Annotated in this window: 23 protein-coding genes; 12 read left to right on the top strand and 11 right to left on the bottom strand. The window is 52.7% G+C overall.

The window, feature by feature from the left end; all coding sequences use genetic code 11:
• The coding region (locus tag DZC79_RS19775; protein ID WP_157976816.1) for a transposase at positions 1-208 on the bottom strand (208 nt) is incomplete at its 3' end.
• Positions 209-388: 180 nt separating this feature from the next.
• Here DZC79_RS19775 and DZC79_RS19770 point away from each other — a divergent pair.
• The 4 genes from DZC79_RS19770 (at position 389) to DZC79_RS19755 (ending at position 3,105) form a co-directional block, all read left to right on the top strand.
• Positions 389-619 carry a hypothetical protein gene (locus tag DZC79_RS19770; RefSeq protein ID WP_118953344.1) on the top strand — a complete coding sequence of 77 codons (231 nt, stop codon included), beginning with the start codon at positions 389-391 and terminating at the stop codon, positions 617-619.
• 439 nt (positions 620-1,058) lie between these two features.
• Complete coding sequence (locus DZC79_RS19765; RefSeq protein ID WP_232831886.1) at positions 1,059-1,688, top strand: peptidylprolyl isomerase; 630 nt, start codon at positions 1,059-1,061, stop codon at positions 1,686-1,688.
• A gap of 301 nt (positions 1,689-1,989) precedes the next feature.
• Positions 1,990-2,721 (top strand): CHAD domain-containing protein, encoded by a 732-nt coding sequence (locus DZC79_RS19760; protein WP_157977294.1) that lies wholly within the window; start codon positions 1,990-1,992, stop codon positions 2,719-2,721.
• 129 nt (positions 2,722-2,850) lie between these two features.
• Positions 2,851-3,105, top strand: a complete 255-nt coding sequence (locus DZC79_RS19755) for a hypothetical protein (protein ID WP_118953342.1) — start codon at positions 2,851-2,853, stop codon at positions 3,103-3,105.
• A gap of 157 nt (positions 3,106-3,262) precedes the next feature.
• On the opposite strand, the gene DZC79_RS19750 is transcribed toward DZC79_RS19755, so the two are convergent.
• The 3 genes from DZC79_RS19750 to DZC79_RS19740 form a co-directional block, all read right to left on the bottom strand.
• Complete coding sequence (locus DZC79_RS19750; RefSeq protein ID WP_118953341.1) at positions 3,263-4,528, bottom strand: MFS transporter; 1,266 nt, start codon at positions 4,526-4,528, stop codon at positions 3,263-3,265.
• 68 nt (positions 4,529-4,596) lie between these two features.
• A complete protein-coding gene (locus DZC79_RS19745; protein WP_118953340.1) occupies positions 4,597-5,259 on the bottom strand; it encodes a FadR/GntR family transcriptional regulator in 663 nt (220 codons plus the stop codon).
• A gap of 172 nt (positions 5,260-5,431) precedes the next feature.
• On the bottom strand, positions 5,432-6,304 hold the full coding sequence (locus tag DZC79_RS19740) for a T9SS type A sorting domain-containing protein (protein WP_157977293.1): 873 nt from the start codon (positions 6,302-6,304) through the stop codon (positions 5,432-5,434).
• 358 nt (positions 6,305-6,662) lie between these two features.
• Here DZC79_RS19740 and DZC79_RS19735 point away from each other — a divergent pair, with 358 nt between their 5' ends.
• The 5 genes from DZC79_RS19735 (at position 6,663) to DZC79_RS19715 (ending at position 13,179) form a co-directional block, all read left to right on the top strand.
• On the top strand, positions 6,663-7,226 hold the full coding sequence (locus DZC79_RS19735) for a helix-turn-helix domain-containing protein (RefSeq protein ID WP_118953356.1): 564 nt from the start codon (positions 6,663-6,665) through the stop codon (positions 7,224-7,226).
• A 117-nt stretch (positions 7,227-7,343) separates the two neighbouring features.
• Positions 7,344-9,755 (top strand): heavy metal translocating P-type ATPase, encoded by a 2,412-nt coding sequence (locus tag DZC79_RS19730; protein WP_118953338.1) that lies wholly within the window; start codon positions 7,344-7,346, stop codon positions 9,753-9,755.
• A 96-nt stretch (positions 9,756-9,851) separates the two neighbouring features.
• Positions 9,852-10,283 carry a heavy-metal-associated domain-containing protein gene (locus DZC79_RS19725; RefSeq protein ID WP_118953337.1) on the top strand — a complete coding sequence of 144 codons (432 nt, stop codon included), beginning with the start codon at positions 9,852-9,854 and terminating at the stop codon, positions 10,281-10,283.
• Positions 10,284-10,296: 13 nt separating this feature from the next.
• A complete protein-coding gene (locus DZC79_RS19720) occupies positions 10,297-10,740 on the top strand; it encodes a DUF3347 domain-containing protein (RefSeq protein ID WP_118953336.1) in 444 nt (147 codons plus the stop codon).
• 135 nt (positions 10,741-10,875) lie between these two features.
• Positions 10,876-13,179: a multicopper oxidase family protein gene (locus tag DZC79_RS19715; protein WP_118953335.1), complete on the top strand. Its 2,304-nt coding sequence runs from the start codon at positions 10,876-10,878 to the stop codon at positions 13,177-13,179.
• A 262-nt stretch (positions 13,180-13,441) separates the two neighbouring features.
• Here the strand turns inward: DZC79_RS19715 and DZC79_RS19710 are convergent, their stop codons facing one another.
• From DZC79_RS19710 to DZC79_RS19700, 3 genes are read right to left on the bottom strand one after another with little or no spacing between them, the layout of a single operon-like run.
• On the bottom strand, positions 13,442-13,654 hold the full coding sequence (locus DZC79_RS19710) for a lipoprotein (protein ID WP_157977292.1): 213 nt from the start codon (positions 13,652-13,654) through the stop codon (positions 13,442-13,444).
• Between the two features lie 60 nt (positions 13,655-13,714).
• Positions 13,715-14,101 (bottom strand): OsmC family protein, encoded by a 387-nt coding sequence (locus tag DZC79_RS19705; protein ID WP_118953333.1) that lies wholly within the window; start codon positions 14,099-14,101, stop codon positions 13,715-13,717.
• Positions 14,102-14,995, bottom strand: a complete 894-nt coding sequence (locus DZC79_RS19700; RefSeq protein ID WP_118953332.1) for a pirin family protein — start codon at positions 14,993-14,995, stop codon at positions 14,102-14,104.
• A 133-nt stretch (positions 14,996-15,128) separates the two neighbouring features.
• Here DZC79_RS19700 and DZC79_RS19695 point away from each other — a divergent pair, with 133 nt between their 5' ends.
• Positions 15,129-15,323 (top strand): hypothetical protein, encoded by a 195-nt coding sequence (locus tag DZC79_RS19695; RefSeq protein ID WP_118953331.1) that lies wholly within the window; start codon positions 15,129-15,131, stop codon positions 15,321-15,323.
• Positions 15,324-15,347: 24 nt separating this feature from the next.
• Here the strand turns inward: DZC79_RS19695 and DZC79_RS19690 are convergent, their stop codons facing one another.
• Positions 15,348-15,827: a hypothetical protein gene (locus DZC79_RS19690; protein WP_118953330.1), complete on the bottom strand. Its 480-nt coding sequence runs from the start codon at positions 15,825-15,827 to the stop codon at positions 15,348-15,350.
• A 215-nt stretch (positions 15,828-16,042) separates the two neighbouring features.
• Between DZC79_RS19690 and DZC79_RS19685 the strand changes: the two genes are divergently transcribed.
• The gene (locus tag DZC79_RS19685; protein WP_118953329.1) at positions 16,043-17,251 is read left to right on the top strand and encodes a phosphoglycerate kinase; all 1,209 of its coding nucleotides are present in this window, start codon (positions 16,043-16,045) and stop codon (positions 17,249-17,251) included.
• A gap of 79 nt (positions 17,252-17,330) precedes the next feature.
• On the top strand, positions 17,331-18,440 hold the full coding sequence (locus DZC79_RS19680; protein WP_118953328.1) for an MBL fold metallo-hydrolase: 1,110 nt from the start codon (positions 17,331-17,333) through the stop codon (positions 18,438-18,440).
• 177 nt (positions 18,441-18,617) lie between these two features.
• Here DZC79_RS19680 and DZC79_RS19675 read toward each other — a convergent pair whose 3' ends face one another.
• The 3 genes from DZC79_RS19675 to DZC79_RS19665 form a co-directional block, all read right to left on the bottom strand.
• Positions 18,618-19,514, bottom strand: coding sequence for an alpha/beta fold hydrolase (locus tag DZC79_RS19675; protein ID WP_118953327.1), 897 nt, complete (start codon positions 19,512-19,514; stop codon positions 18,618-18,620).
• 179 nt (positions 19,515-19,693) lie between these two features.
• The gene (locus tag DZC79_RS19670) at positions 19,694-20,599 is read right to left on the bottom strand and encodes a hypothetical protein (RefSeq protein WP_118953326.1); all 906 of its coding nucleotides are present in this window, start codon (positions 20,597-20,599) and stop codon (positions 19,694-19,696) included.
• A gap of 308 nt (positions 20,600-20,907) precedes the next feature.
• Entirely contained in the window at positions 20,908-22,128 is a 1,221-nt protein-coding gene (locus DZC79_RS19665; RefSeq protein WP_118953325.1) for an RNA polymerase sigma factor, read from the bottom strand.
• Positions 22,129-22,131 lie beyond the last annotated feature (3 nt).

Below are 22,131 nucleotides of genomic sequence, written 5' to 3'. Positions count from 1 at the left end.
ACATCTGCTTCAGCTTGCGGTTCTCTTCTTCCAGCTCTTTGAGCCTTTTGAGCTGATCACTATCCATACCCGAATATTTCTTCTTCCAGGCATAAAAGGTAACCTTGGCTATGCCAAGCTCCCGACAGATGTCTTCAGACTTACGGCCGTTTTCATACTCTTTGAGTGCATGCGTGATCTGCGCTTCGCTAAATTGGGACTTTTTCATATTGACTATTTAAAGGTAAAAAATCATACTTTTAAATAGTCCGATTTTTAGGAGGGGTTACACAGCACAGAGGCTTTCCTGGTTAACCAGATCGAAGATCTGCAACAGGATATTGATGAGTTCCATCCGATTGGATAATTTGGTATTAAAAGCTTATTTTTGTATCTAAATAATGATATTATGAATACGGTAATGCTTAAAGAGCGGTTGCACGAATATATAGATCATGCTGATGAAAAGCATCTGGAAGCGATCTATGTGCTGTTGGGCCAAGAGATGGATGCAGAAACGCAAAGAAAAGCACTTATACAATCAGAGCGGGCGAAGTACTTGCGTGGTGAAGGTAAATCATACAGCCCCGATGAAGTAAAAGCAATGGCATTAAACAAGAATCAGCGGCATGCAATATAGGATTGAGATCAGGCCGCTTGCCACTCTGGAGATTATAGATGCATTTGACTGATACGAAGAACAAAGAGAAGGGTTAGGTGTTGAATTTTTGGAAGAGTTGGATCGCTTTTATAAAAGCCTATATGCTAATCCATTCACTTATTCATTTTATGATGAGCCGATTCGCCAGGGTAAAATAGACCGATTCCCGTACACGGTAGTATATGAAATTTTTGATTCGGCAGTTGTGATTTATAGTGTGTTTATGTTCCGACAGAATCCTGATAAGAAAAGAACAAAGTAATCAAACTACTATGAAGTACAGGCCTGCGTCAATTATGGCGCAGGTTTTTTTAGAAAGACAACTACAGCTTTGCAGCAAGCCATCCTAAACAGCTTATTACTTTACCGGATTAGTTTTGCATCCCGCCTAACAATGCAAATGCAATACCTTTGCCGTATGAAATACTGGCCTTCTGTTTCCCGGTACACCGGTGTCCTTTCCTGTATGTTGTGCATCCTCTTTTGCTGGCTGCTTTCCGGCTGTAGTGGCCGGGAGCCGCATACCGGCACCCGGGTGGTGATCCAAACCAGGTTCGGCGACATTGAAGCAGAGCTGTACCCCGAAAAAGCCCCGGCCACCGTAGCAGCCTTTCTCCGCAATGTAGACTCGGGTTATTACCGCAACACTTCATTCTACCGGATATTGCGGGACGATAACCAGGTCACCGGCGCGCTTCACAGTTACCTGGTGCAGGGCGGGCTTTGGGAAACCAAGCCTGCGCTGGAGCAGCGCCTGCCGCTTATCCCGCATGAGCCGACCAATAAAACGGGTTTGCATCATGTCGCCGGCGCCTTATCGATGGCCCGCAACACACCCGGAACGGCCAGCTCCGAATTTTTCATCTGCCTTAAAGACCAGCCAGGCTTCGACTACGGCGGCGAGAACAATCCTGATGGCCAAGGCTACGCGGTATTCGGAAAGATCATATCGGGAATGAAAACTGTGCAGGAAATCTACCGGCAGCCGGAGTATGAACAGCAGCTGACACCTGCCATTACGATCCTGGACATCAAGCGGCTGGATTAATTACAGCCCTGTATTCAAAAGAAGCAATGCGGGACATGCACTCCTTGCTGCATCTGTTTTGGATCAAACGAAAAAATTGGAGGAGGTAATATAAGTATGTCCGGCTGCTGTGCTTATTCCTCGTTAATGCCCCGTTTTTTCGTATCAACGAATAGCGCCCTATGCCATCATCGGGAATATGCTATTGCGGCGGCTACAGATACAACGGTCTTGGTAAGCAAAACCTGAAATGAACGCTGCGCGTATCCAACAAAAGACCGGAAGTTCCTGTTATCAGCCAGGGCCCTTACAACATAATGAAATGAAGCGAAAGAAACTGGAACATTACCTGGATAAGGAATGGCAGCTGGCAATAAACGGCCTGGAAAGCTTTGTCCGGGAGGGTAAAGGCAAGGCGCTGCACCGCTTCCGCGTGCAGGTGAAGAAAATAAAAGCTTTGATACAGCTGCTGACCTACAAGAGGAAGAAGAGCCGGATAAAGAAAGCGTTCAAGCCCTTACGCTGCCTGTTTCAGCAGGCTGGTAAGATCCGGGACGCGCAATTGCTGCTGGACCTGGGCGGTGCGCATCATGCAGCGGGAACCTTGCTGCACGAACAAAAGCAGGCGATGGCGGCAGCGGCACACGACCTGCGGTCAAAGGCAAAGACATCCTTACGCCAGGTGAAAAAAAGCCGGTGCAAGCTGCTCCGGCAGCTTACAAAAATGCATCAGCACCGGATCCGTATATTCTACCAGGACCAGCTTCGCATTATAACAGAGGAGCTTAGCGGAAAGGGTGCAGCTGGACGGCTGCATAACTGCCGGAAGCAGATCAAAGCCTTGCTCTACAACGATAAGCTGGTACACAAAGCACTGGATGTCCGGCTCAACCGGCCTTACCTGAAGACATTGGAAAAAGCCATCGGCAGCTGGCACGATCACCAGCTGGTCGCCAGACGCCTTCCGGCGCTGAAAGCAAGATCCCGGGGACTTCTGAAGCATGCACTCCTGCTCTCCGCCGCATTTGCCGACCGGGCGGCCACCAAACGCTGACCGTTTCACCGAATCCCCGCCGTGGCTTACCGATACCTTTCCCGCTTCGGCCTAAGACTCCTTCTACCGGCTATAGGGGTGAATTACCTTTGGATTGTCATTAAAACGTACACGGTAAAAATCGATCCTATGATGACCCATCCCCATACTGCAGCAACAGGAAACATACCCGGCCAGGAAATGATCGCAGGTCTGCTTGGCTTATCCCGGGAAGAATACCAGCAGCTGAGCCATAGCGGTATCCGGCCTATAGCGGGCCTGGATGGTGCGCCGATGCAATATTACATGGAAGTCAGCCATCTCAACCCCGAAGATATCCTGGTCAAGCTCCCGATGAACCGGCAGCGGATGATCTACTTCAGCCCCGATGCTTTCCACGCCTGAAGGGCTGCCCGGATAAAGCGGGCATCCCTTAAAGCTTCCATAAAAAAGAACTTGTGCCCGCAACGGGCAAAACAGTAGCGCACATAAATAAGCCGGCAGCAGTACCCTAAATGGGCTCTGCTGCCGGCTTCGCAGTTGATGTATACGTGGCCCGTGTCTAAGCTTTTTTCGCTCTGCGCTTGTGCGTCTCCGGCAGGAAGCCGGTAAGCAAGCCCAGCAAAGGCAGGAAGGAGCAGACCTGGTACACATAACCGATGCTGGTGCGGTCGGCCAGCTGTCCCAGCAAAGCAGAGCCCAGACCGCCCATGCCGAAGGCAAGTCCGAAGAAAAGGCCAGCAATCATACCCACTTTACCCGGCATCAGCTCCTGTGCATAGACCAGTATCGCAGAAAAAGCCGAAGACAGGATAATACCGATAATAACGGTAAGAATCGCTGTCCAGAACAGGTTGGCATAGGGCAGGAGCAAAGTAAAGGGTGCCACACCCAGTATAGAGATCCAGATCACATATTTACGTCCGATACGGTCGCCCAGCGGTCCGCCGATCAAAGTACCCGCCGCTACGGAAAAGAGGAACAGGAATAAATACATCTGGGCTGCCGAAACAGATACATGAAACTTATCAATAAGGTAAAAGGTGAAATAGCTGGTCATGCTGGCCATATAGAAGTACTTGGAAAAGATCAGCACCAGCAGGATCGTTACGGCGAAGATCACCTTCCTGCGGGACAAAGGCACGAGGTCTTCTGTGGCCACATCGCGCTTTTTCTTCTGCCGTAAAGCCATATGCCCTTTATACCAGGAAGCCACACGCATCAGCACAAACATCGCCAGCAAGACCACAATCGAGAACCAGGCCAGGCGTTCCTGGTGAAAAGGTGCGATCACCAGCGCCGCCAGCAAGGGCCCGATAGAGCTGCCCGCGTTGCCGCCTAGCTGAAACAGAGACTGGGCCAGGCCTCTGCGCGGACCCGCTGCCAGGAAAGCCACTTTGGAAGCCTCCGGATGAAATATGGAAGAGCCGATGCCCACCAAGGCTACAGACGCCAGCACCAGCGGGTAGCTACGCGCAAAGGCCAGCAGCACCAGGCCCGTTAACGAGATGGCCATACCCATCACCAGGAAATAAGGTTGCGGCCGCCGGTCGGTGTAAGCCCCGATAAAAGGCTGCAGCAGGGAGGCCGACAGCTGGAACACAAAAGTGATGATGCCCAGGGCAGAAAAGCTGAGCTTCAGGCTTTCTTTGACAATAGGGTAGATGGCCGGGATCAGCGATTGGATCGTATCGTTGAACAAATGCGCCATGCTGATCATCATCAATATGGGGAATACGGTCCTTTCTGCCAGCGCTGCAGCCGGCTGCCCCTCTGTAATCAGGATCTTCTTCGTGGTATTCGCTTCTATGCTTGTATTGGTTTCCATCCGGTTTAAATTTAAAAAGTCAGATCATCTGATGTTTAATGTGCTGCCTTAAGAAAGCCCTTTCAAAGCTATCTCCGCTGGTTGATACGGGTCGCAGTTAGCGCTGCTTTAGGAGCATTCTGCTCTGTAATATATTGTAACAATTGTTCGTGCCTTTCCTGGGAATCGAGAAAGCTGCTCACATCCTTGTGTCTTTCCTGGAAGGCCTTCTTCAGGTGAACGGCGATGGTCTTGTACAGATCGATCATGATACCGTTCCGGGAAGCTTCGGCCAGGGCGGAGTGGAAATCGATGTCGGCTTGCATACAGGCCTCGAGCTTTCCTGCCTCCGCGTATTCCAGCCGCTTTTTCAGGCATTGCTTCATCCGTGCGATGTCTTTAGCCGTTCTATGCGCTGCCGCCCGTTCGGCGATCTTGATCTCCAGCACCAGGCGCACTTCGTCTACCTCGTCAAAGGAAGCCTTTTCCAGGTATTGCGTTAGTGGTTTACCCGCACCATGTTGCGAAGCCACGAAGGTGCCCAGGCCCTGCTGTACTTTTACCCAGCCATTGTGCGCCAGGATACGGATGGCCTCACGCACTGAAGAACGCCCCACACCGAAGCGCTGCATCAGGTCGGGTTCGGTGGGCAGCTGTTCGCCCACCTTAAAAGTGCCTGAAGCGATCTCGGACTGCAGGCTTTCGGCAACCGATTCGGCCAGGCTCTGTCTTTTTAATACGGCGTTATTCATCCTATCATCTGATGAATGCAAAGGTAAGCTGTTTTTCCGAACGGGAAAATATTTTTTAAAGTAGTCCAACATAGGGGCAAATACCAGCAGATAGCGTAAAACCAGGACGGCAAAAGCCGCCCTGGTCCGCTGTTCTGACCTTATTGCACCCTGAGTCCCGGATGTAAGTTCTCTAGTTTCGGATCAGCTTCTGAGTATAGCTGCTCCCGTCCTTCAGCGTGCAGGTAATAAAGTAGATCCCTTTGCTCATAGCGCTAAGGTCTACGATGCGCCGCGCTTCTTTTTCTACGGTAAATACGCCTACGCTCTGCCCGCAAAGGGTCACGATCCTGGCTGACAATGTTTCCTGTGTGGTATTGCTGAGCATCACCTGGTCCGTAGCGGGGTTCGGGCTGATCGTCAGCGCCGCCTTCGCCGCTATATCCTCTATCCCGGTGGTTGGTATATACTGGGCATACTTATAGTCGAAATCGAAATAAGCGTCCTGTGTACCACTCATACCGCTGGCGTTCTTAACATTGGTCACGCGCATGGCGACATAAAGATTGGAGTTGCGCACCCGTCCCAGGTATACTTTATTGGCTTCCACTTCATAAACACTCATGGATGCCGCGCTGATATTGAACGCAGCAAAGATCTGGCTCGCATTGGTAGCCGTGCTGTAGTTGAACGATTGCGGCGCCAGCATCCAGTAGGTGCTGCTGTTTCCCTTGATGTCACCGCCCCAGATGGAGCTTACACCGGAAGTGAAGCCGAACTTCTGCCCATTGCCGAAGGGACCATTGTGCTCCACAAGGTCGATATTGGCCTGCTGGCCGCCGGTATAAGCGCCCATCGTTGCAGAGTCGTAGCTGTACACATACTTGCGGTTGACGAAATCATAAGCCGATTTTGAGCCGTTGGCCGAAGCGCCGAAGTCGGCCCCGTTGTTCATAGAGGAGCTGTGGTGCTCATAGATACGGACGCCGGTTACTGTTGTCAGGGGCTGGGCATAGATCGCCCCGGCAAGGCCCAGCAGGGCCATGCAAAGTAGCATTCTTTTCATAACGTGTGTGGAATGTGGTTTTAGATGATAGTGTAAGACCTCAGGTTCAAAAAAAACGTTGGCGAAAAAAGGAAGATTGGTATAATTTTTTTCAAAGCAGGTATAGCGACATAAAGATCTATACCTGTAGTGCTGCAGGCAGGTTCTCCTGTAGATCCCGTTGCATGCGGCGGACCTGCAGTAGAATAGTTGACGAAGCCTGTAAGAAAAGTAATTGTACATCCCGGGGAAAGCGACCTTAGAGCAACAGGCGCCAACCAAAGGACAGGCTTTGCCGGTCTTACGCTTCCGGCTGCTGGTAAACGATTTAAGCGGTACCTTTGCAGTCCGGTCTTTCTTTGGAGCGGGCACAGGTTTTATGACAACAATCTATATCAGGAACATGGTGTGCAACCGCTGCATCATGGTCGTAAAAGGGGAGCTGGAGCGATTGGGCGTACACCCCCTGAAAGTTACTCTGGGCGAAGCCGTGCTGGAGCAGGAGCTGGACCCGGAGCAGAAGACCAGGTTAGCCGCTGCGTTCAGCGAGCTGGGCTTTGCGTTGATAGATGACCGAAAGGGACAACTGATCGAAAAGATAAAGAACCTGATCGTTGCGCTGGTCCACCAGGATAACAATGACCTGAAGACAAACCTCTCCGACTATCTCAGCAGCCGGCTGCACCACGACTATACTTATATCTCCAACCTGTTTTCGGAAGTAGAGGGAACAACCGTCGAAAAGTATTTCATCGCCCAGAAGATCGAAAGAGTGAAAGAGCTGCTGGTCTACGATGAGCTGACCCTAAGCGAGATCGCCTACCAGTTGAACTATTCCAGCGTAGCCCACCTGAGCAACCAGTTTAAAAAGGTAACAGGCCTTACCCCCAGTCATTTTAAAAACATTAAAGCGGAGAAGAGAAAGCCCCTCGATAAAGTATAACCGGCCTGCCTGGTACCGATAAAAGGCCTGCTGCCGTAAATCTTGCAAATCCTTTCCATAAATGTGTAACAACAAGCCCGCTTCGCTGCCGGACCTTTGTACTGTAAAATTTATATTATGGCTACAGAGACACAAACACTATACATACCCCTGGAAGGCGTGGAAAGCGAACACTGCTCACTCATTGTCGACAATGGCCTGGAACAGGTAAAAGGCGTAACCACTCATAAGGTGGAGCTGAACAATCAGCGCGCCGTGATCACTACGAGCACAGACGAAGCCTTGCCGGAGGCCGTACGCGCTATCCGCGACCTCGGCTACGGCGTCACCACGATCAAAAAAACGTTTCCCGTGCTGCAGATGACCTGCGCCTCCTGCGCCGTCAGCGTGGAAAGCATGGTCAAGGCCCAGCCGGGCATCATTAACGCAGCAGTCAATTATGCCACAGCCAGCGTAACGGTGGAATACCTGCCGAACATGATCCAGACCGACGCCATCCGCCGGGCGGTACAATCGATCGGCTACAACCTCCTGATCGAAAGCGAAGATAAGGAAGCCGAGACCCTCGAAGCAATCCACAGCAAAAAGTTCAGGCAGCTGAAGCTGCGGACGATTGGTGCCGTCGCCTTATCCCTGCCTGTGGTGATCATCGGCATGTTCTTTATGGATATCCCATATGCCAATTACATCATGTGGCTGTTGTCAACGCCCGTAGTGCTCTGGTTTGGAAAAGATTTCTTCGTCAATGCCTGGAAGCAGGCCCGGCACCGTTCGGCCAATATGGACACTCTTGTCGCGCTGAGCACTGGCGTGGCCTACAGCTTCAGCATATTCAATACTTTGTTCCCCGATTACTGGCATGCCAGGGGACTGCATCCCCATGTCTACTTTGAAGCTGCAGCTGTGGTTATCGCCTTTATCCTGCTGGGTAAGATGCTTGAAGAAAAAGCCAAAGGCAATACCTCATCCGCCATTAAAAAGCTGATGGGCCTGCAGCCCAAAACAGTAACGGTGATCCATGAAGGCGGGCACCAGATGCAGGTACCCGTTGAAAAAGTAAACCCAGGGGATCAGATCCTGGTCAAGCCCGGCGAGAAGATCGCCGTCGATGGTATGGTAGCGCAGGGCAGCTCCTATGTAGATGAGAGCATGCTGAGCGGTGAGCCTGTGGCCGTACTGAAAGGTGAAGGAGATAAGGTTTTTGCCGGCACTATCAACCAGAAAGGCAGCTTCAGCTTCAGGGCCGAGAAGGTCGGCGCCGAAACCATGCTGGCACAGATCATCCGCATGGTACAGGAAGCCCAGGGCAGCAAAGCGCCGGTGCAGCAGCTGGTCGATAAGATCGCAGGCATTTTCGTGCCGGTCGTGATCGGCATCGCACTGCTTACTTTTGCCGCCTGGTTCCTGTTTGGTGGCGACAATGGCTTTACACAGGGATTGATGGCGCTGGTGACCGTGCTGGTCATTGCCTGCCCTTGTGCCCTGGGCCTGGCCACGCCAACGGCGATCATGGTGGGTGTGGGCAAAGGTGCGGAGCAGGGTATTCTCATCAAAGATGCAGAAAGCCTGGAACGGGCAAAGAAAGTAGATGCCGTTGTCCTGGACAAGACCGGTACCCTTACCGAAGGACGCCCCGTCGTTACCGACATTGCCTGGCTGCACCATGACGACAAAGCAAAGCAAAAGCTCTTCAGCCTGGAAAAGCAGTCGGAGCACCCGCTGGCGGAGGCTGTTGTCCGCTATTACGAAGGCCTGGCAACAGTTCCGCTGGAACACTTTGAAAGCATTACCGGCAAAGGCGCCCGTGCTGTGATCGACAAGGTGAATTACCTTGCCGGTAACCGGAAGCTCCTGGAAGAGCGGCAGATCGCCATTGCAGCAAGCCTCGAGCAGAAAGCTATAGCATGGTCGGCAAGCGCTAAAACGGTGATCTGGTTTGCCGATGATAAAGAAGCCCTGGCTGTGCTGGCGATCGCCGATAAGATAAAAGAAACATCGATCGAAGCCGTAAAAGAGCTGCAGCAGGCCGGTATTGAAGTCTATATGCTGACCGGCGACAATGAGGCCACAGCAAGCGCTATGGCTGCGCAAACCGGCATAGGCCACTACCAGGCCGGTGTGTTGCCCGAGCAGAAAGCAGCCTTTGTAAAGCAGCTGCAGGCCAAAGGCAAGGTGGTAGCCATGGTGGGTGACGGCATCAACGACAGCACCGCGCTCGCACAGGCCGATGTCAGCATTGCTATGGGTAAAGGCAGCGATATCGCTATGGATGTAGCCAAGATGACCATCATTTCCTCCGACCTGAAAAAGATACCCCAGGCCATACGCCTGTCGAAACAAACGGTAGCGGCCATACGCCAGAACCTGTTCTGGGCCTTTATTTACAACCTTATCGGCATTCCCATTGCGGCAGGCGTGCTGTATCCCATTAACGGCTTCCTGCTGAACCCCATGATCGCAGGCGCTGCCATGGCGCTCAGCAGCGTCAGCGTGGTAAGCAATAGCCTCAGGCTCAAATGGAAGGCGTAAATCCTGTAAATCAAAGCCGGGATTGTGTAACAGCCGGAGCCCCGGACAGTCCTAATTTTGTATTCTGAATCATTTAATCATATAATCAATCTTTCGATGAAAAACATCCATATTGCTATTCCCGACATGCAGAGCAGCCATTGCCAGAAAAGGGTAGAACAAGCCCTGGCCACTATTCCCGGCCTGAAGAAGGTACATACCGAAGCCGGAAACGTCAGCGTGTCCGTACCGGAGGAGACCAGCGAAGAGGCCCTTAGCGCCGTGATCGGGGCGGCCGGCTATACCGTCGCCGGCATGACGCCGGAAGCAGCGCCAACGACGCTTCATTTCCGGACGAATATCAATTGCGGCGGCTGTGTCGCCCAGGTAAAGCCCATGCTGGATGCAGAGACCGGTATCGTTTCCTGGCAGGTCGATACTTTAACCAGGGACAAAATCTTATCCGTAGTTCCGGGAAACATTACGGCTGCCGATATTGTCAGCGCCCTCAAGGAAAGCGGCTTCAAGGCCGAATTAATCCAACATTAAAATACATTCAGCTATGAAATCGATAACAGCAATCATTGCTTCCGTATTCATGGGTACGGCAGCATGGGCCCAGAGCAATCAAAGCATCTTGGACGCCTACCTCAAGGTCAAGAACGACCTGGTACAATCGAACAACAAACAGGTGGCAGCAGATGTTACTGTTCTGCAGCAGGCCGTGAAGAGCACGCCAGCCTTCGGAGAGAAAGCAGCGCTGGAGCAGGCGATCGGTAAAATGGCCGGAACAACGGCCATCGATAAGCAGCGGGCTGCCTTTTCCGAAGTCTCGGCCATCATCTGGAAAACGGTAAAGGCAGGCAAAGGCATCAGCCAGCCGGTCTATTACCAGTATTGCCCTATGAAGAAAAGCTACTGGCTCAGTACGGATGCCGCGATTAAAAATCCATATTACGGCAGCCAGATGCTGACCTGCGGTAAAACCGTGGAAACCCTTAAGTAAGCAACAGCCGACCGGTAGGATACAAAACATACCGGTCGGTTCGTTCTCATCTTGTCTTTCCTCTGCCGATAGCGATCCTGTCCCCTGAAACCTGTTCCCGCATCACCGCTAAAGATCCTCATTCCGCATATTCATATGAACCGATACCTCCTGCTCCTGCTCTTCATCCTTGCGGCCGCCTTTCCCGGCCGGGCACAAACGCCTCCGGCTTCCGGTACGCCTAAAGTTGTCCGCTACGACCTGTATGTCAAAGATACCCTGGTCCGCTATGCGAACAAGACCAAAAGAGCTATTGCCGTGAACGGGCAGATCCCCATGCCGACCCTTACTTTTACCGAGGGCGATACCGCAGAGATCCATGTGCATAATCTCTTAAAGGAAGGCACTTCGCTGCACTGGCATGGTGTATTCCTCCCCAATCCCGAAGATGGCGTGCCCTTCCTCACCCAGATGCCTATTGCCCCGGGCGCCACCTATACTTACCGCTTCCCCGTGATCCAGAACGGAACCCACTGGTACCACAGCCACAGCGGCATGCAGGAGCAGATAGGCATGTATGGCAATCTTGTTTTCCTGAAAAAGCCGGGTGATCCTGCTTTCCGGCCGGGCATCGACGATCTGCCCACTGTTCCGGTAGTGCTGAGCGAATGGACCAATTACAACGCCGACAATGTGCATCGTATGCTGCACAACGCCAACGACTGGTCTGCTATTAAAAAAGATGCCGTACAAAGCTATGGAGAGGCGCTGGTGTCGGGCCATTTCGGTATCAAGCTGGCCAACGAATGGAAGCGGATGCTGGCCATGGATGTCAGCGATGTGTATTACGACAGGATACTGGCCAACGGCAGCGCGGCTTCCACGATCAGCGCCATTGACGGGAAAACATTGAAAGCCGGTGATAAGGTCCGGCTGAGGATAGCCAACGGCGGCGCATCATCCTATTTCTGGCTGCGGTATGCAGGCGGTAAAATAACTGTAGTTGCCAGCGACGGCAACGATGTGGAGCCCGTGGAGGTGGACCGACTGATCATTGCGGTATCCGAGACCTACGATATTGTGGTTACGGTCCCCGAAGACGGGAAGGCCTATGAGCTGCTTGCAACAACGGAAGACCGTACCAATTCAGCTTCTTTACTGATCGGCAACGGAACAAAGCAGGAAGCCGGTGCGTTGCCAAGGCTCAAGTATTTCAAGGGAATGAAGATGATGAACGATATGATGAAGATGAACGGCGACCTGGATGATATGGGTATGAACATGAGCCTTAACCAGATGGACATGAACGTGGTCATGTATCCCGAGATCACCGGCGAAGAAGGTAAAAAGAAGCCGGCTGCATCGGAAGAGACCCATCAGCACAGCGGTCACCAGATGGAAGGCATGGACATGGACGACAATCGCTACAACAGCAATGCCCTCAGCGATATCGTTACGCTGAACTACACCATGCTGCGTGCACCGGCCATCACCGCCTTTCCGGAGGGCGCTGCAGTAAAGGAGCTTCACTTCGAGCTCACCGGCAATATGAACCGCTACGTCTGGAGCATGGACAATAAGATTCTGTCGGAAACCGATAAGATCGCCATCAAGAAGGGAGAGGTCGTACGCATGATCATCCACAACAATTCGATGATGCGGCATCCCATGCACCTGCATGGCTTCGACTTCAGGGTGCTGAACGGCCAGGGAGCGCATGCACCGCTTAAGAACGTGCTGGACATTATGCCCATGGAGACCGATACCCTTGAATTTGCCGCTAATACCAATGGCGACTGGTTCTTCCATTGCCATATCCTGTACCATATGATGAGCGGCATGAACCGGGTGTTCAGCGTGGGCTCGGAGCCCAATCCTCAATTGCCGGATAAAGCCAAAGCCTATAAGATGCTGCAGCACGAAAGCAATATGCCGCACTTTATGATCGAAAATGACTTTGCAACCAACGGCAACGATGGCGGCCTGATGCTGCAGAATGCCCGCTGGAGCGCCGGTACCGAATGGCGGCTGGGTTACAACAATATGCACGGCTACGAAACGGAAACCCATATCGGCCGCTATATCGGCCGGATGCAATGGCTGATGCCCTTCATCGGCTTCGACTGGCGCTACCGGAAAATGGGCATCGACGAGCATGAAAAAAACATTTTCGGACAAAGCAACACCAAAGACAACAGGGCCGTGCTCAGCCTGGGTGTCAACTATACGCTGCCTATGCTGGTGCAGTTCCAGGCCGAAGTCTTTACCGACGGCATTGTACGCCTGCAGCTGATGCGGGAAGACATTCCCGTCACCCGCAGGCTGCGGGCGGGGTTCATGTTCAATACCGACCTGGAATATATGCTCGATCTCCGGTATATCCTCAATAAGAATTTCAGCATACGGACCCACTATGACAGCGACATGGGCTTCGGTGCGGGACTGACATTATCCTACTAACGCTGTTATCGGCCATCAGCAATGCCCGGGCATTGCTGATGGTATTGTAACCGGGACCACCAGCGGATCACCTTGGTAAAAGCAAGACCCGTTCTGCACCTACGCTGATAATCGCCACCCTGAGTGCGGAATCGGAAACCCATCGTGGTATTTACCTTCAGTGGTAAATGAATATCGAAGCATTGCCTGTGAATCATACACAGCAAAAGAGCCGCATCATAACGATGCGGCTCTTTGTGTGGCTACTGGTAACAAAAATATTTTAGTTCAGCTGGCAGGTGGTAGTAATATTACCGACCACGTGGTCGAATTGCTTGCATTTGTCTTCACTGCCGCTTTTGGTACCGCTGATCGAATGGGGCTCTACACTGGTCACTGTACCGTCGGGCAATACCGAAGTGCAGGTACAGGTATAGGTTTTCGAGCACGAGGACAGGACCACACCGGCAACCAGGACAAGCAGGATTCTTTTCATATGCATGACATCATTTAGGCCGCTAAAATATACATTTCTGCTTAAAAAGGAAATACCCTTTTATTTTAAGCTGGTATGGATCGTCACCGGCTGGTTCAGGGTCAGGTGAACGGGGCATTTGTGGGCGATCTCGAGCAGGCGGTTTCTTTGTTTCTCGTCAAGCGTTCCATCCAGCACCAGGTCCATCGTCATTTCGGTGCGGCCCGATTCCCGGCTCAGGCCTACCGTTACCGCCACACGGTCCAGCGGCCAGCCTTTGCGGTCGGCATACATACGCAAAGTAATGCTGGTGCAGCTGCCCAGCGCTGCAGCCAACAGCTCGTCAGGCGCGGGTCCCAGGCCCTTTCCGCCATAGCCCAAAGGCTCGTCGGCGATGATCTCGTGGGCGCTGGTACGGATCTCGGTGCGGTAGTGCTCTTTGCCGGTAATTGCTGTAATGGTCGCCATTTATTTTATTTTCAGGTTGGAGGGTTCGGGTGGCAACGGCACAAAACCGGTTTCGCCCGGTACGGGAACGAAATCCTGGGCTTTCCACTTTTCCTTGGCCTTGTCAATATGCTCGTGGTCGGTAGCTACGAAGTTCCAGTAGATCAGCCGGTCTTCGGGAAGCGGCTCGCCGCCGAAGATATAGATGGTAGTGCCGGGCGCCATGGTAAAAGTGCATAGCCTGGCATCCTTGGCCACGAGCAATTGCCTGGGCTCAAAAGTATGCCCTTCACCAGTCACGCTGCCTTCAAGGATATACAGGCCGGCTTCGCCGTACAGCTCGGAGCCAAGATGCAGGGTCTGCTCCGTGCTGCTTTTGATCTCCAGCAGGTACAGAGGACTGTACACCGGTACGGGAGCCGCTTTACCCGCATAGGTACCCGCAATAAGGCGGTAGCGGATGTCGCCTTCCGTCCATTGCGGAAGGTCTTCCTCATCGGCATGATAAAAGGAGCAGGCCATATCCTCATGATCCTTGGGCAGGGCAACCCATATCTGGAGACCGTGCAGGGTCTTATCCGAATGACGCAGGTATCCGGGCGTGCGCTCGCTGTGCACAATGCCGCTGCCGGCGGTCATCCAGTTCACCTGCCCCGGCTTGATCTCGACCTCGGTACCCAGGCTGTCGCGGTGCATGATAGCGCCTTCAAACAAGTAGGTCAATGTAGACAAGCCGATATGCGGATGCGGCGGGATATCCATATTCTCCTTTTCGCTCAGGCTTACCGGCCCCATATGGTCGATAAAGATAAAAGGGCCGACCATCCGTTTGTCCTTGAAAGGAAGCAGGCGGCCAACCATAAAGTTGCCGATATTCCTCGGCCGTTCTTCAATGATCAGGTTAATATTGGACATAAAGTATCGGGTTGAGCTGGTGATCAAAAGCGGTCTTTGCCGTTTCCAGGTCAAATGTATCGATTAAATAGCATCTGCGTATGGAGCACATCAACCTCTGAGGCGCTTTTTTGTTAGATGAAAAAACCGTGATATGGAAAAAAGGGTTTTGGGTATTGTACTATCCCTGCTGGGTATAGCAGGCCTTATTCTGGCAGGTGTGAAGTTCCTCAATGGCAGCGGCGGACGCTACAACGTCAAGGAAATCCTCATTTACGGCCTGCTGGGCGCAGTCTTTTTCTTTGCTGGTATCAGCCTGGTAAAAAATACCCGCGACAAACCCACCTGATGTGACAAGATTGCAGCAGACAGATCAGGGCTTGAACATGACCTGGGGTGCAAAATCACCGAAGCTTTCGCCGAAGATCACTTCCCTGCGGGCTGTAATTGTATAGGGATAATAAAAGAGATAAGCGAAGTCATCATTGGTATGCTCAGCAAAAACGGTTATCGCTTTTGTCTCTTTGCCATCGGAAGGGTCGGTGGTACGCCCCGCCGAAAAAATGACGATCGCTTTATATGCTCCTTTGAGCGCGTCTATGCTCAGCTCTTCCTTCAGGTCATCTTCGGTGTAGCTCTTTGCACTGTCCTTCACGTCGATATCCGCAATACTGTCGTTGAGCAGGATTACCGTAGCGAAAGGCCGGAAAGTGCCTTTCTTTTTGAGCATCGTTTCGATGTCGGGCAGGGTAGCGTCGATCACGCGCTGGATATCCCCCAGCTCTTCAGCTGCGGTATCATATGCGGGATATTGCGGTTCCTGAGCTTGTACCGTATTACCGGATACAAGCATGGATAATATCAGAAGTGTTGCTGGCAGTAAATAGCTGTAGTAGAAAAAAGACCGTAAGCGGAGCATCTGGTGTCTGTTCGTTTTGTCCCAAAAATAGCCAAATCTCCGCTCCCCTGATCAATAAAATCCAGCTGGGCAACGTTCTCATGGTATCTCGGCGCCTTTCCCTACTTTTGCATCCTATTCCCAAAAGATATAAAAAAAAGATAACGCACATGAGTACATTCGCTGCCTACGACTTCAGCAACCAGAAAGCATTGATCAGGGTCGATTTCAACGTGCCCATTAAAGAAGGAAAGATTACCGACGATACCCGCATCCGTGCAGCCCTGCCCACAATCAACAAGGTGCTGCAGGATGGCGGCAGCGTGATCCTGATGAGCCACTGGGGCCGCCCGATCAAGGATATGGAGAAGAAGCCCGAGCTGAAGAAAGAAGATTTTTCGCTGAGCCGTATCGTAGACCATCTTTCTCAACTGCTCGGCCGCGATGTACAGTTTGCTCCTGACTGCATCGGCGAAGAAGCCGTTCAGAAAGCTGCCACGCTGCAGCCCGGGCAGGTATTGCTGCTCGAAAACCTGCGCTATTATAAGGAAGAGGAAAAAGGCGATGCCGGTTTTGCCGAAAAGCTGTCACAGCTGGGCGATGTGTACGTAAATGACGCCTTCGGCACCGCCCACCGCGCACATGCCTCTACTGCCGTGATCGCACAATTCTTTCCCGGTAAGAAAATGTTCGGCCTGCTGATGGAAGCCGAAGTAAAAGCAGGCGAAAAAGTGCTGCACAACAGCGAAAAGCCTTTCACCGCTATCATCGGCGGCGCCAAGGTATCGGATAAGATCGTCATTATTGAAAACCTGCTGGAGAAAGCGACCGACATCATCATCGGCGGTGGTATGGCCTATACTTTCTTCAAGGCGCAGGGCGGCCGGATCGGCAATTCGCTTTGCGAAGACGATCGCCTGGATATGGCCAATGCCCTGCTGGCAAAAGCAAAAGATAAAGGTGTGAACATCCACCTGCCTGCCGACAGCGTGATCGCCGACAAATTCGCGGCCGATGCCAGCACGGACAATGCGGATAACAAGCATATCCCGGATGGCTGGATGGGCCTCGATATCGGTGAAAAAGCCATCGCTGCTTTCAGCGAGGTGATCAAAGCCTCAAAGACCATTCTCTGGAACGGTCCTATGGGCGTATTTGAAATGGGAAAATTCCAGGCCGGTACCAGGGCCATAGCCGAAGCGGTAGTAGCCGCCACAGCCGGCGGGGCTTACAGCCTGGTCGGCGGCGGTGACAGCGTTGCTGCCGTCAATAAATTCGGACTGGCCGACAAGGTAAGCTATGTGTCCACCGGCGGCGGCGCCATGCTGGAATTCTTCGAAGGCAAGGAGCTGCCGGGTATCGCAGCCATCAGCAAATAATCCAATCAACGGGGCTGCCGCAAGGACAGCCCCGTTTCTTTTACAGGCAACCATTTCTCAGGTTCATCGTTTCCTTCTCATGGTAAGCATACTGATCGTGATCGTGCTGATCGTGGCCGTACCCGTACTGGCTACTATTGTATTCATGAAGCAACCCTCTTTCGGCAGGCGCCCTTCAGGCGCGCGCCTGGAACGGATACAGCATTCGCCGCAATACCGCAAGGGCAGCTTTCACAACCAGTCGTTGACGCCACAGCTGACCGGAGGGGTCAGCATGTTTACAGTGATCAGGGATTTCTTCTTCGGCAGGCATGAGCGGAAACGGCCTGCTGAAGCGCTTCCCGTGATCAAGCGGGATCTGTGCCAACCGGTTTCGGATGTACCCCAGCTGACCTGGTTCGGGCATTCTTCCTACCTGCTGCAGGTAAACGGGCTGAATATCCTTGTCGATCCGGTGTTCAGCCAAAGGACCTCGCCGGTGCAATATGCGGGCAGCAAAGCCTTTGCAGGCGTGAGTATCTACACTGTAGCCGATCTCCCCGATATCGATATTCTCTTGCTCACCCACGATCATTACGACCATCTGGACTATAATTCGGTGCGCCTGCTGAAAGATAAGGTGGCTATGGTAATTACCTCGCTGGGCGTGGGCGCCCACCTGGAGTACTGGGGCATACCGGCTGGTAAGATCAGGGAGCTGGACTGGTGGGAAGCGACGCAGATCAAAGAGGGCACCTCGTTTACCGCAACGCCCTCCCGGCATTTTTCCGGCAGGGGCTTCAAACGTAACCAGACTTTATGGTCTTCCTTTGTATTGGAAACCGGCGCCTGGCGTTTCTACCTGTGCGGCGATTCGGGCTATGATACGCATTTTAAAATGATCGGGGAACGCTTCGGCCCCTTCGATCTGGCCATCCTGGAAGACGGGCAATACAATCCTTATTGGGCCAACATCCACATGATGCCGGAAGAGACCGCACAGGCGGCTGTCGATCTGAACGCCAGGGTATTGTTCCCGGTGCACTGGGGCAAATTCGCCCTGGCCACACATGCCTGGGATGATTCGATAAGGAGGGTCCTGGAACGTTCGGAAACACTCGGAGTAAAGGTGATCACCCCGCAGATCGGCGAGCTGGTGCTGCTGGATGGCCGGTTTATTGGCAGGCGCTGGTGGGAAGGGTTGGCCTGAAGCCCTCTTGGACCTGTTTCAATTGTGACAATGTGGTCAAAAATGGTGCTTGAAATAAGCTGTAATCCTTTTCTGGCTTAAGTGATAGAGTGGTGTATTGAAACGTGTTTCAATACACCATTTTTTGTAAACGCTGTCTTAGCCTTCAAAGGGACAAGCATAGGTTGCTTCGACAAGCTAAGCAAATGCAGCACGAGCCGTGTTCTTCCGGGGAGCGGCCTCTCTTTTGTCCTGTAAAAACGCGGTGATCCCCGCTACGATCTGCCCGGCGCCAGGGCCGTACAGCATGGTCTGGTGATTGCCATCTACACGCAGGTAGCTTCCCTGCGGCAGCAGCGCCACCGATTCGCGGGCTTTAAAGTCGGGCAGTATCGGCTCGCCCAGGTTATAGATATCGGCGCCGTTGATCAGCAGCGAGGGTTGCCTTACTTCGCTGAAGAGCACGCGCCAGGGCTGGTTGGCCACACCTATCGATACTTTGATCATTTTGGTCAGGTTGGGGTAGGGCTGCACCCGTCCGTCGGGCAGCGTGCGCACATCGGCCCGGTAATAGGTCGTCATCACCTCATCCCAGAAGCTGTTCTGCGGCGCCTTCTTAGCGTAGTCCAGGTATTGCTCGAAAGAAGGATAGGTCCTGTCGAGGCGCTTGAGCACCGGCATCAGCATCAGGGGTACCTTGGGATTCATTTCCGCAGCGGCATCCAGGATGATCACCTTTTCGATACGATCGGGGTAAAAGTTAGCCAGATAAACGCTCAGCAGGCCGCCGAAAGAATGTCCGCCGATGAATACTTTCTCCAGGCCGAGATGATCCAGCAAGCCGATGATGTCCCTGGCGTGATGCTTCAGGCCGTATTGAAAAGCCGGCTTGTCGCTGTGTCCCCGGCCGCGCAGGTCGGGAGAAATCACACGGAAATGATCGGCGAGGCCATTATACACCAGCCCGTCGAAAGCATGGGCGTTAGCCGTCAGGCCATGCAGCAGCAGCAGCGTTGGTTTGTTCTTACGGCACTCGTACTCGATATAATGGAGATTAATGCGGTTGGTGGTAATGAAATGATCTTTATAAGGCATGATACGGATCGGCTTGCTCCTTTTAATTTTACGTTACATTTTCCGGCGCCTGTTGGAAGTTTGGGTGATAAAACTAAAGGTTTTTACCTGTTAATGAAAATAAAAAATGAATATCGGTTCACTTTTTTATCCCCATTTCTGCTGCCTGGTTGTTATTAAGTTACGTAAGCAATTTGTAATCAATGCCAGGGCATATCATAAATATCTTCATAGCGATTGGCCTCAATCAGCTCAAAACCCATGCCTTTCAGGAACTGTATTTTACCCAAGGCACGTTCATCCGGCTTTTCCAGCCGGGGTGCAATATACCAGCCTTTCTTTTTACGGGCCGGGAACTTCTTGAAGTATTTGGCCCTTTCGATCAGCAGCCAGCGCAGGAAAACTTCATTCTCTTCCAGGCCCAGCCCGAAAATGCAGAGAGAGCGGTGAAAAACGATATGCAGCCAGGTGCGTGCGCCCAGCCAGTCTTCGGGGGCTTTACCGCCGAACAGGCGTCTCTCGCCACCCTTATGCAGGAAGGTCCTGGCTTTTTCTACCGAGCCCATGTAATGCGACAGGCCCAGCCGTATGCTGCGGGGATAACGGACGCAGCCATTAATATACCAGGTCCCGAAACCCTGTGTAGGATAGTCCAGCTGGCGGTTGCCATAATAAGTGGTCCAGGGATAGAAATCGGTAAAATGATCAGTGCTGGTATGAAACGGCTGCAGGCCTATCGCAGATGGCAGCACGAGGTCGAAATTGGTGGTCAGCACCGGCGCGTTCAGCTGTTGCGCTTTACGCATGAATGCTGTATGATGCGGTAAAAAGCTCCAGCCCGACAAAAGCCGGGCCGCCTCTTTCTGTATGGCATAGGGTATACCCGGCTTATTGCTGTTGGCAATATCGAGCAGGTCATAAAACTCAGTCAAGGTAACCCCCTGCGGTACGCGGGTAAAACGGTCGGGCGCAAACCGCTTCCAGAGCCGGAGCAGCAGATCGTCCCAGGAAATAGCCCTGGGATTGTTGGGAAAACGGTTGATCCCGTTGCCGGCGATAAAGGCAATATCGGCCGCATTACGGTCCATCACTTCTGTAAGGGTCATAGCTTGACAGGCTTGACCGGTAAAGATAAGCAGCCTCTAGCACTTCATCGATCCGTATTCTTTTTCCGGCAACGATGCGAAAGCAGCATGTATCTCCCTTCCCGGGGCGGCGGTACGGAAAACTTTAATTCGTGCGTAGTCTGTTTTTGTACCTCGTGAGAAAAGAGATATTCCGGTTGCTGCGCAGACCTCAATAGGGCAATGGTATGTATGTGCTCAGGCTCTCGCTGCACTGCCGCGGGATTACTTTAATACTTTGCGCCTCTGTGAGAAAATAAGAAGATGAAACATCCTCACTGTGAGAAATTTCAGTCCAGGCTGTCGATAGCCTTCTGCAAAACCTGCCGGGCAGCAGGAGCAACGGTAAGGCCCATTGCCTGACGATAATGATGCCGGGCTTTTGTTTTATCGATGCCGGTGTACAGGTAGCCCAGCAAAGCATGATAATCGCTCAGCCGGGATAAGTCCAGCTTCAAAGCCTCTTCCAGAGCCACTTCCCGGCCATAAACCTGCGCCAGCGCGAAGGTGCGGTTAAGGGCCGCAGCCGGAGAATAGGCCAGCAGCAAAAGCTGGTTGTACAGGTCGAGAATGTAGCGCCACTTGTTTGTTCCCGCCGGCGTGGTATGCCAGTAGGCAATACCCGCTTCCAGGTGGTAGCGCGATAAGGTATTGCCGCTGCAGGCATTGACCAGAAAATAATTGCCTTTGTCGATCAGCTCCTGGTCCCAAAGCTGCCGGTCCTGCTCATCGAACAGGACCACCTCACCATCCGCCGCGTTGCGCGCCCCGATCCGGGAAGCCTGGAAGCAGCACAGGGCCAGCAGCGCGTTCGTCTCCGGGCTATTGGTCTTTTCGTTCTGCGTCAGCAGCAGGGCCAGGCGCATCGCCTCTGCGCAAAGCTCTTCGCGGATAAGTCGGTCATTGGATTTGGAGTGATAACCTTCATTGAACAGCAGGTACAGGGTATTGATCACTGCCGCCTGCCGCGCCTGTAAGGTAGCTTCATCCAAAAGGCCGATACGGAATTCATCAGTGCGCAGCGCTGCACGCCCTCTTTGCAGGCGTTTCTTAATGGTTTCTTTATGTGTGAGGAAAGCATTGGCTATCTCTTCCACGCTAAAACCGCAAAGGATCTGGAGGGCCAGGCAGATCTGGGCTTCCGGCGGATTGACCGGGTTGCAGACGGCAAAGATCATTGCCAGCTGGCTGTCTGCTATCGCCCCGGGCTCAAAATCGGGCACGGTTGCCATGCCTTCAGTATCCCGGCCGATCTCCGGCCGTATACGGGCTTCAAAGAGATGCTGCCGTTTCAGCCAGTCCTTGGCTTTATTTTTCGCCACCGTATACAACCAGGCCTCCGGATGTTCGGGGATGCCTTTCAGGGGCCAGGTCTCGGCAGCTTTCAGAAAGGTATCGCTTACAATATCCTCTGCAGTTTCCATATGCTGCAAGCCAAAATGACGGCAGAGCACAGCCGTCATTTTGGAATATTCCCGCCGGAACAGGTGGGGGAGCAGGGTTTCGCTCATCGC

The organism is Taibaiella helva, assembly GCF_003545695.1.
In the GTDB taxonomy this organism is placed as follows: domain Bacteria; phylum Bacteroidota; class Bacteroidia; order Chitinophagales; family Chitinophagaceae; genus Taibaiella; species Taibaiella helva.
Note: the sequence above shows the minus strand (reverse complement) of the source record. Positions and strands in the feature narration are given on the sequence as shown.

What these genes read in the sequence shown, in the direction of transcription:
- DZC79_RS19735 (WP_118953356.1), top strand. Translation starts at nt 6,663, where the DNA reads ATGACAACAATCTATATCAGGAACATGGTGTGCAACCGCTGCATCATG.
- DZC79_RS19725 (WP_118953337.1), top strand. Translation starts at nt 9,852, where the DNA reads ATGAAAAACATCCATATTGCTATTCCCGACATGCAGAGCAGCCATTGC.
- DZC79_RS19675 (WP_118953327.1), bottom strand. Translation starts at nt 19,514, where the DNA reads ATGCCTTATAAAGATCATTTCATTACCACCAACCGCATTAATCTCCAT.
- DZC79_RS19755 (WP_118953342.1), top strand. Translation starts at nt 2,851, where the DNA reads ATGATGACCCATCCCCATACTGCAGCAACAGGAAACATACCCGGCCAG.
- DZC79_RS19705 (WP_118953333.1), bottom strand. Translation starts at nt 14,101, where the DNA reads ATGGCGACCATTACAGCAATTACCGGCAAAGAGCACTACCGCACCGAG.
- DZC79_RS19710 (WP_157977292.1), bottom strand. Translation starts at nt 13,654, where the DNA reads ATGAAAAGAATCCTGCTTGTCCTGGTTGCCGGTGTGGTCCTGTCCTCG.
- DZC79_RS19760 (WP_157977294.1), top strand. Translation starts at nt 1,990, where the DNA reads ATGAAGCGAAAGAAACTGGAACATTACCTGGATAAGGAATGGCAGCTG.
- DZC79_RS19750 (WP_118953341.1), bottom strand. Translation starts at nt 4,528, where the DNA reads ATGGAAACCAATACAAGCATAGAAGCGAATACCACGAAGAAGATCCTG.
- DZC79_RS19685 (WP_118953329.1), top strand. Translation starts at nt 16,043, where the DNA reads ATGAGTACATTCGCTGCCTACGACTTCAGCAACCAGAAAGCATTGATC.
- DZC79_RS19670 (WP_118953326.1), bottom strand. Translation starts at nt 20,599, where the DNA reads ATGACCCTTACAGAAGTGATGGACCGTAATGCGGCCGATATTGCCTTT.
- DZC79_RS19745 (WP_118953340.1), bottom strand. Translation starts at nt 5,259, where the DNA reads ATGAATAACGCCGTATTAAAAAGACAGAGCCTGGCCGAATCGGTTGCC.
- DZC79_RS19700 (WP_118953332.1), bottom strand. Translation starts at nt 14,995, where the DNA reads ATGTCCAATATTAACCTGATCATTGAAGAACGGCCGAGGAATATCGGC.
- DZC79_RS19690 (WP_118953330.1), bottom strand. Translation starts at nt 15,827, where the DNA reads ATGCTTGTATCCGGTAATACGGTACAAGCTCAGGAACCGCAATATCCC.
- DZC79_RS19770 (WP_118953344.1), top strand. Translation starts at nt 389, where the DNA reads ATGAATACGGTAATGCTTAAAGAGCGGTTGCACGAATATATAGATCAT.
- DZC79_RS19715 (WP_118953335.1), top strand. Translation starts at nt 10,876, where the DNA reads ATGAACCGATACCTCCTGCTCCTGCTCTTCATCCTTGCGGCCGCCTTT.
- DZC79_RS19680 (WP_118953328.1), top strand. Translation starts at nt 17,331, where the DNA reads ATGGTAAGCATACTGATCGTGATCGTGCTGATCGTGGCCGTACCCGTA.
- DZC79_RS19695 (WP_118953331.1), top strand. Translation starts at nt 15,129, where the DNA reads ATGGAAAAAAGGGTTTTGGGTATTGTACTATCCCTGCTGGGTATAGCA.
- DZC79_RS19665 (WP_118953325.1), bottom strand. Translation starts at nt 22,128, where the DNA reads ATGAGCGAAACCCTGCTCCCCCACCTGTTCCGGCGGGAATATTCCAAA.
- DZC79_RS19740 (WP_157977293.1), bottom strand. Translation starts at nt 6,304, where the DNA reads ATGAAAAGAATGCTACTTTGCATGGCCCTGCTGGGCCTTGCCGGGGCG.
- DZC79_RS19730 (WP_118953338.1), top strand. Translation starts at nt 7,344, where the DNA reads ATGGCTACAGAGACACAAACACTATACATACCCCTGGAAGGCGTGGAA.
- DZC79_RS19720 (WP_118953336.1), top strand. Translation starts at nt 10,297, where the DNA reads ATGAAATCGATAACAGCAATCATTGCTTCCGTATTCATGGGTACGGCA.
- DZC79_RS19765 (WP_232831886.1), top strand. Translation starts at nt 1,059, where the DNA reads ATGAAATACTGGCCTTCTGTTTCCCGGTACACCGGTGTCCTTTCCTGT.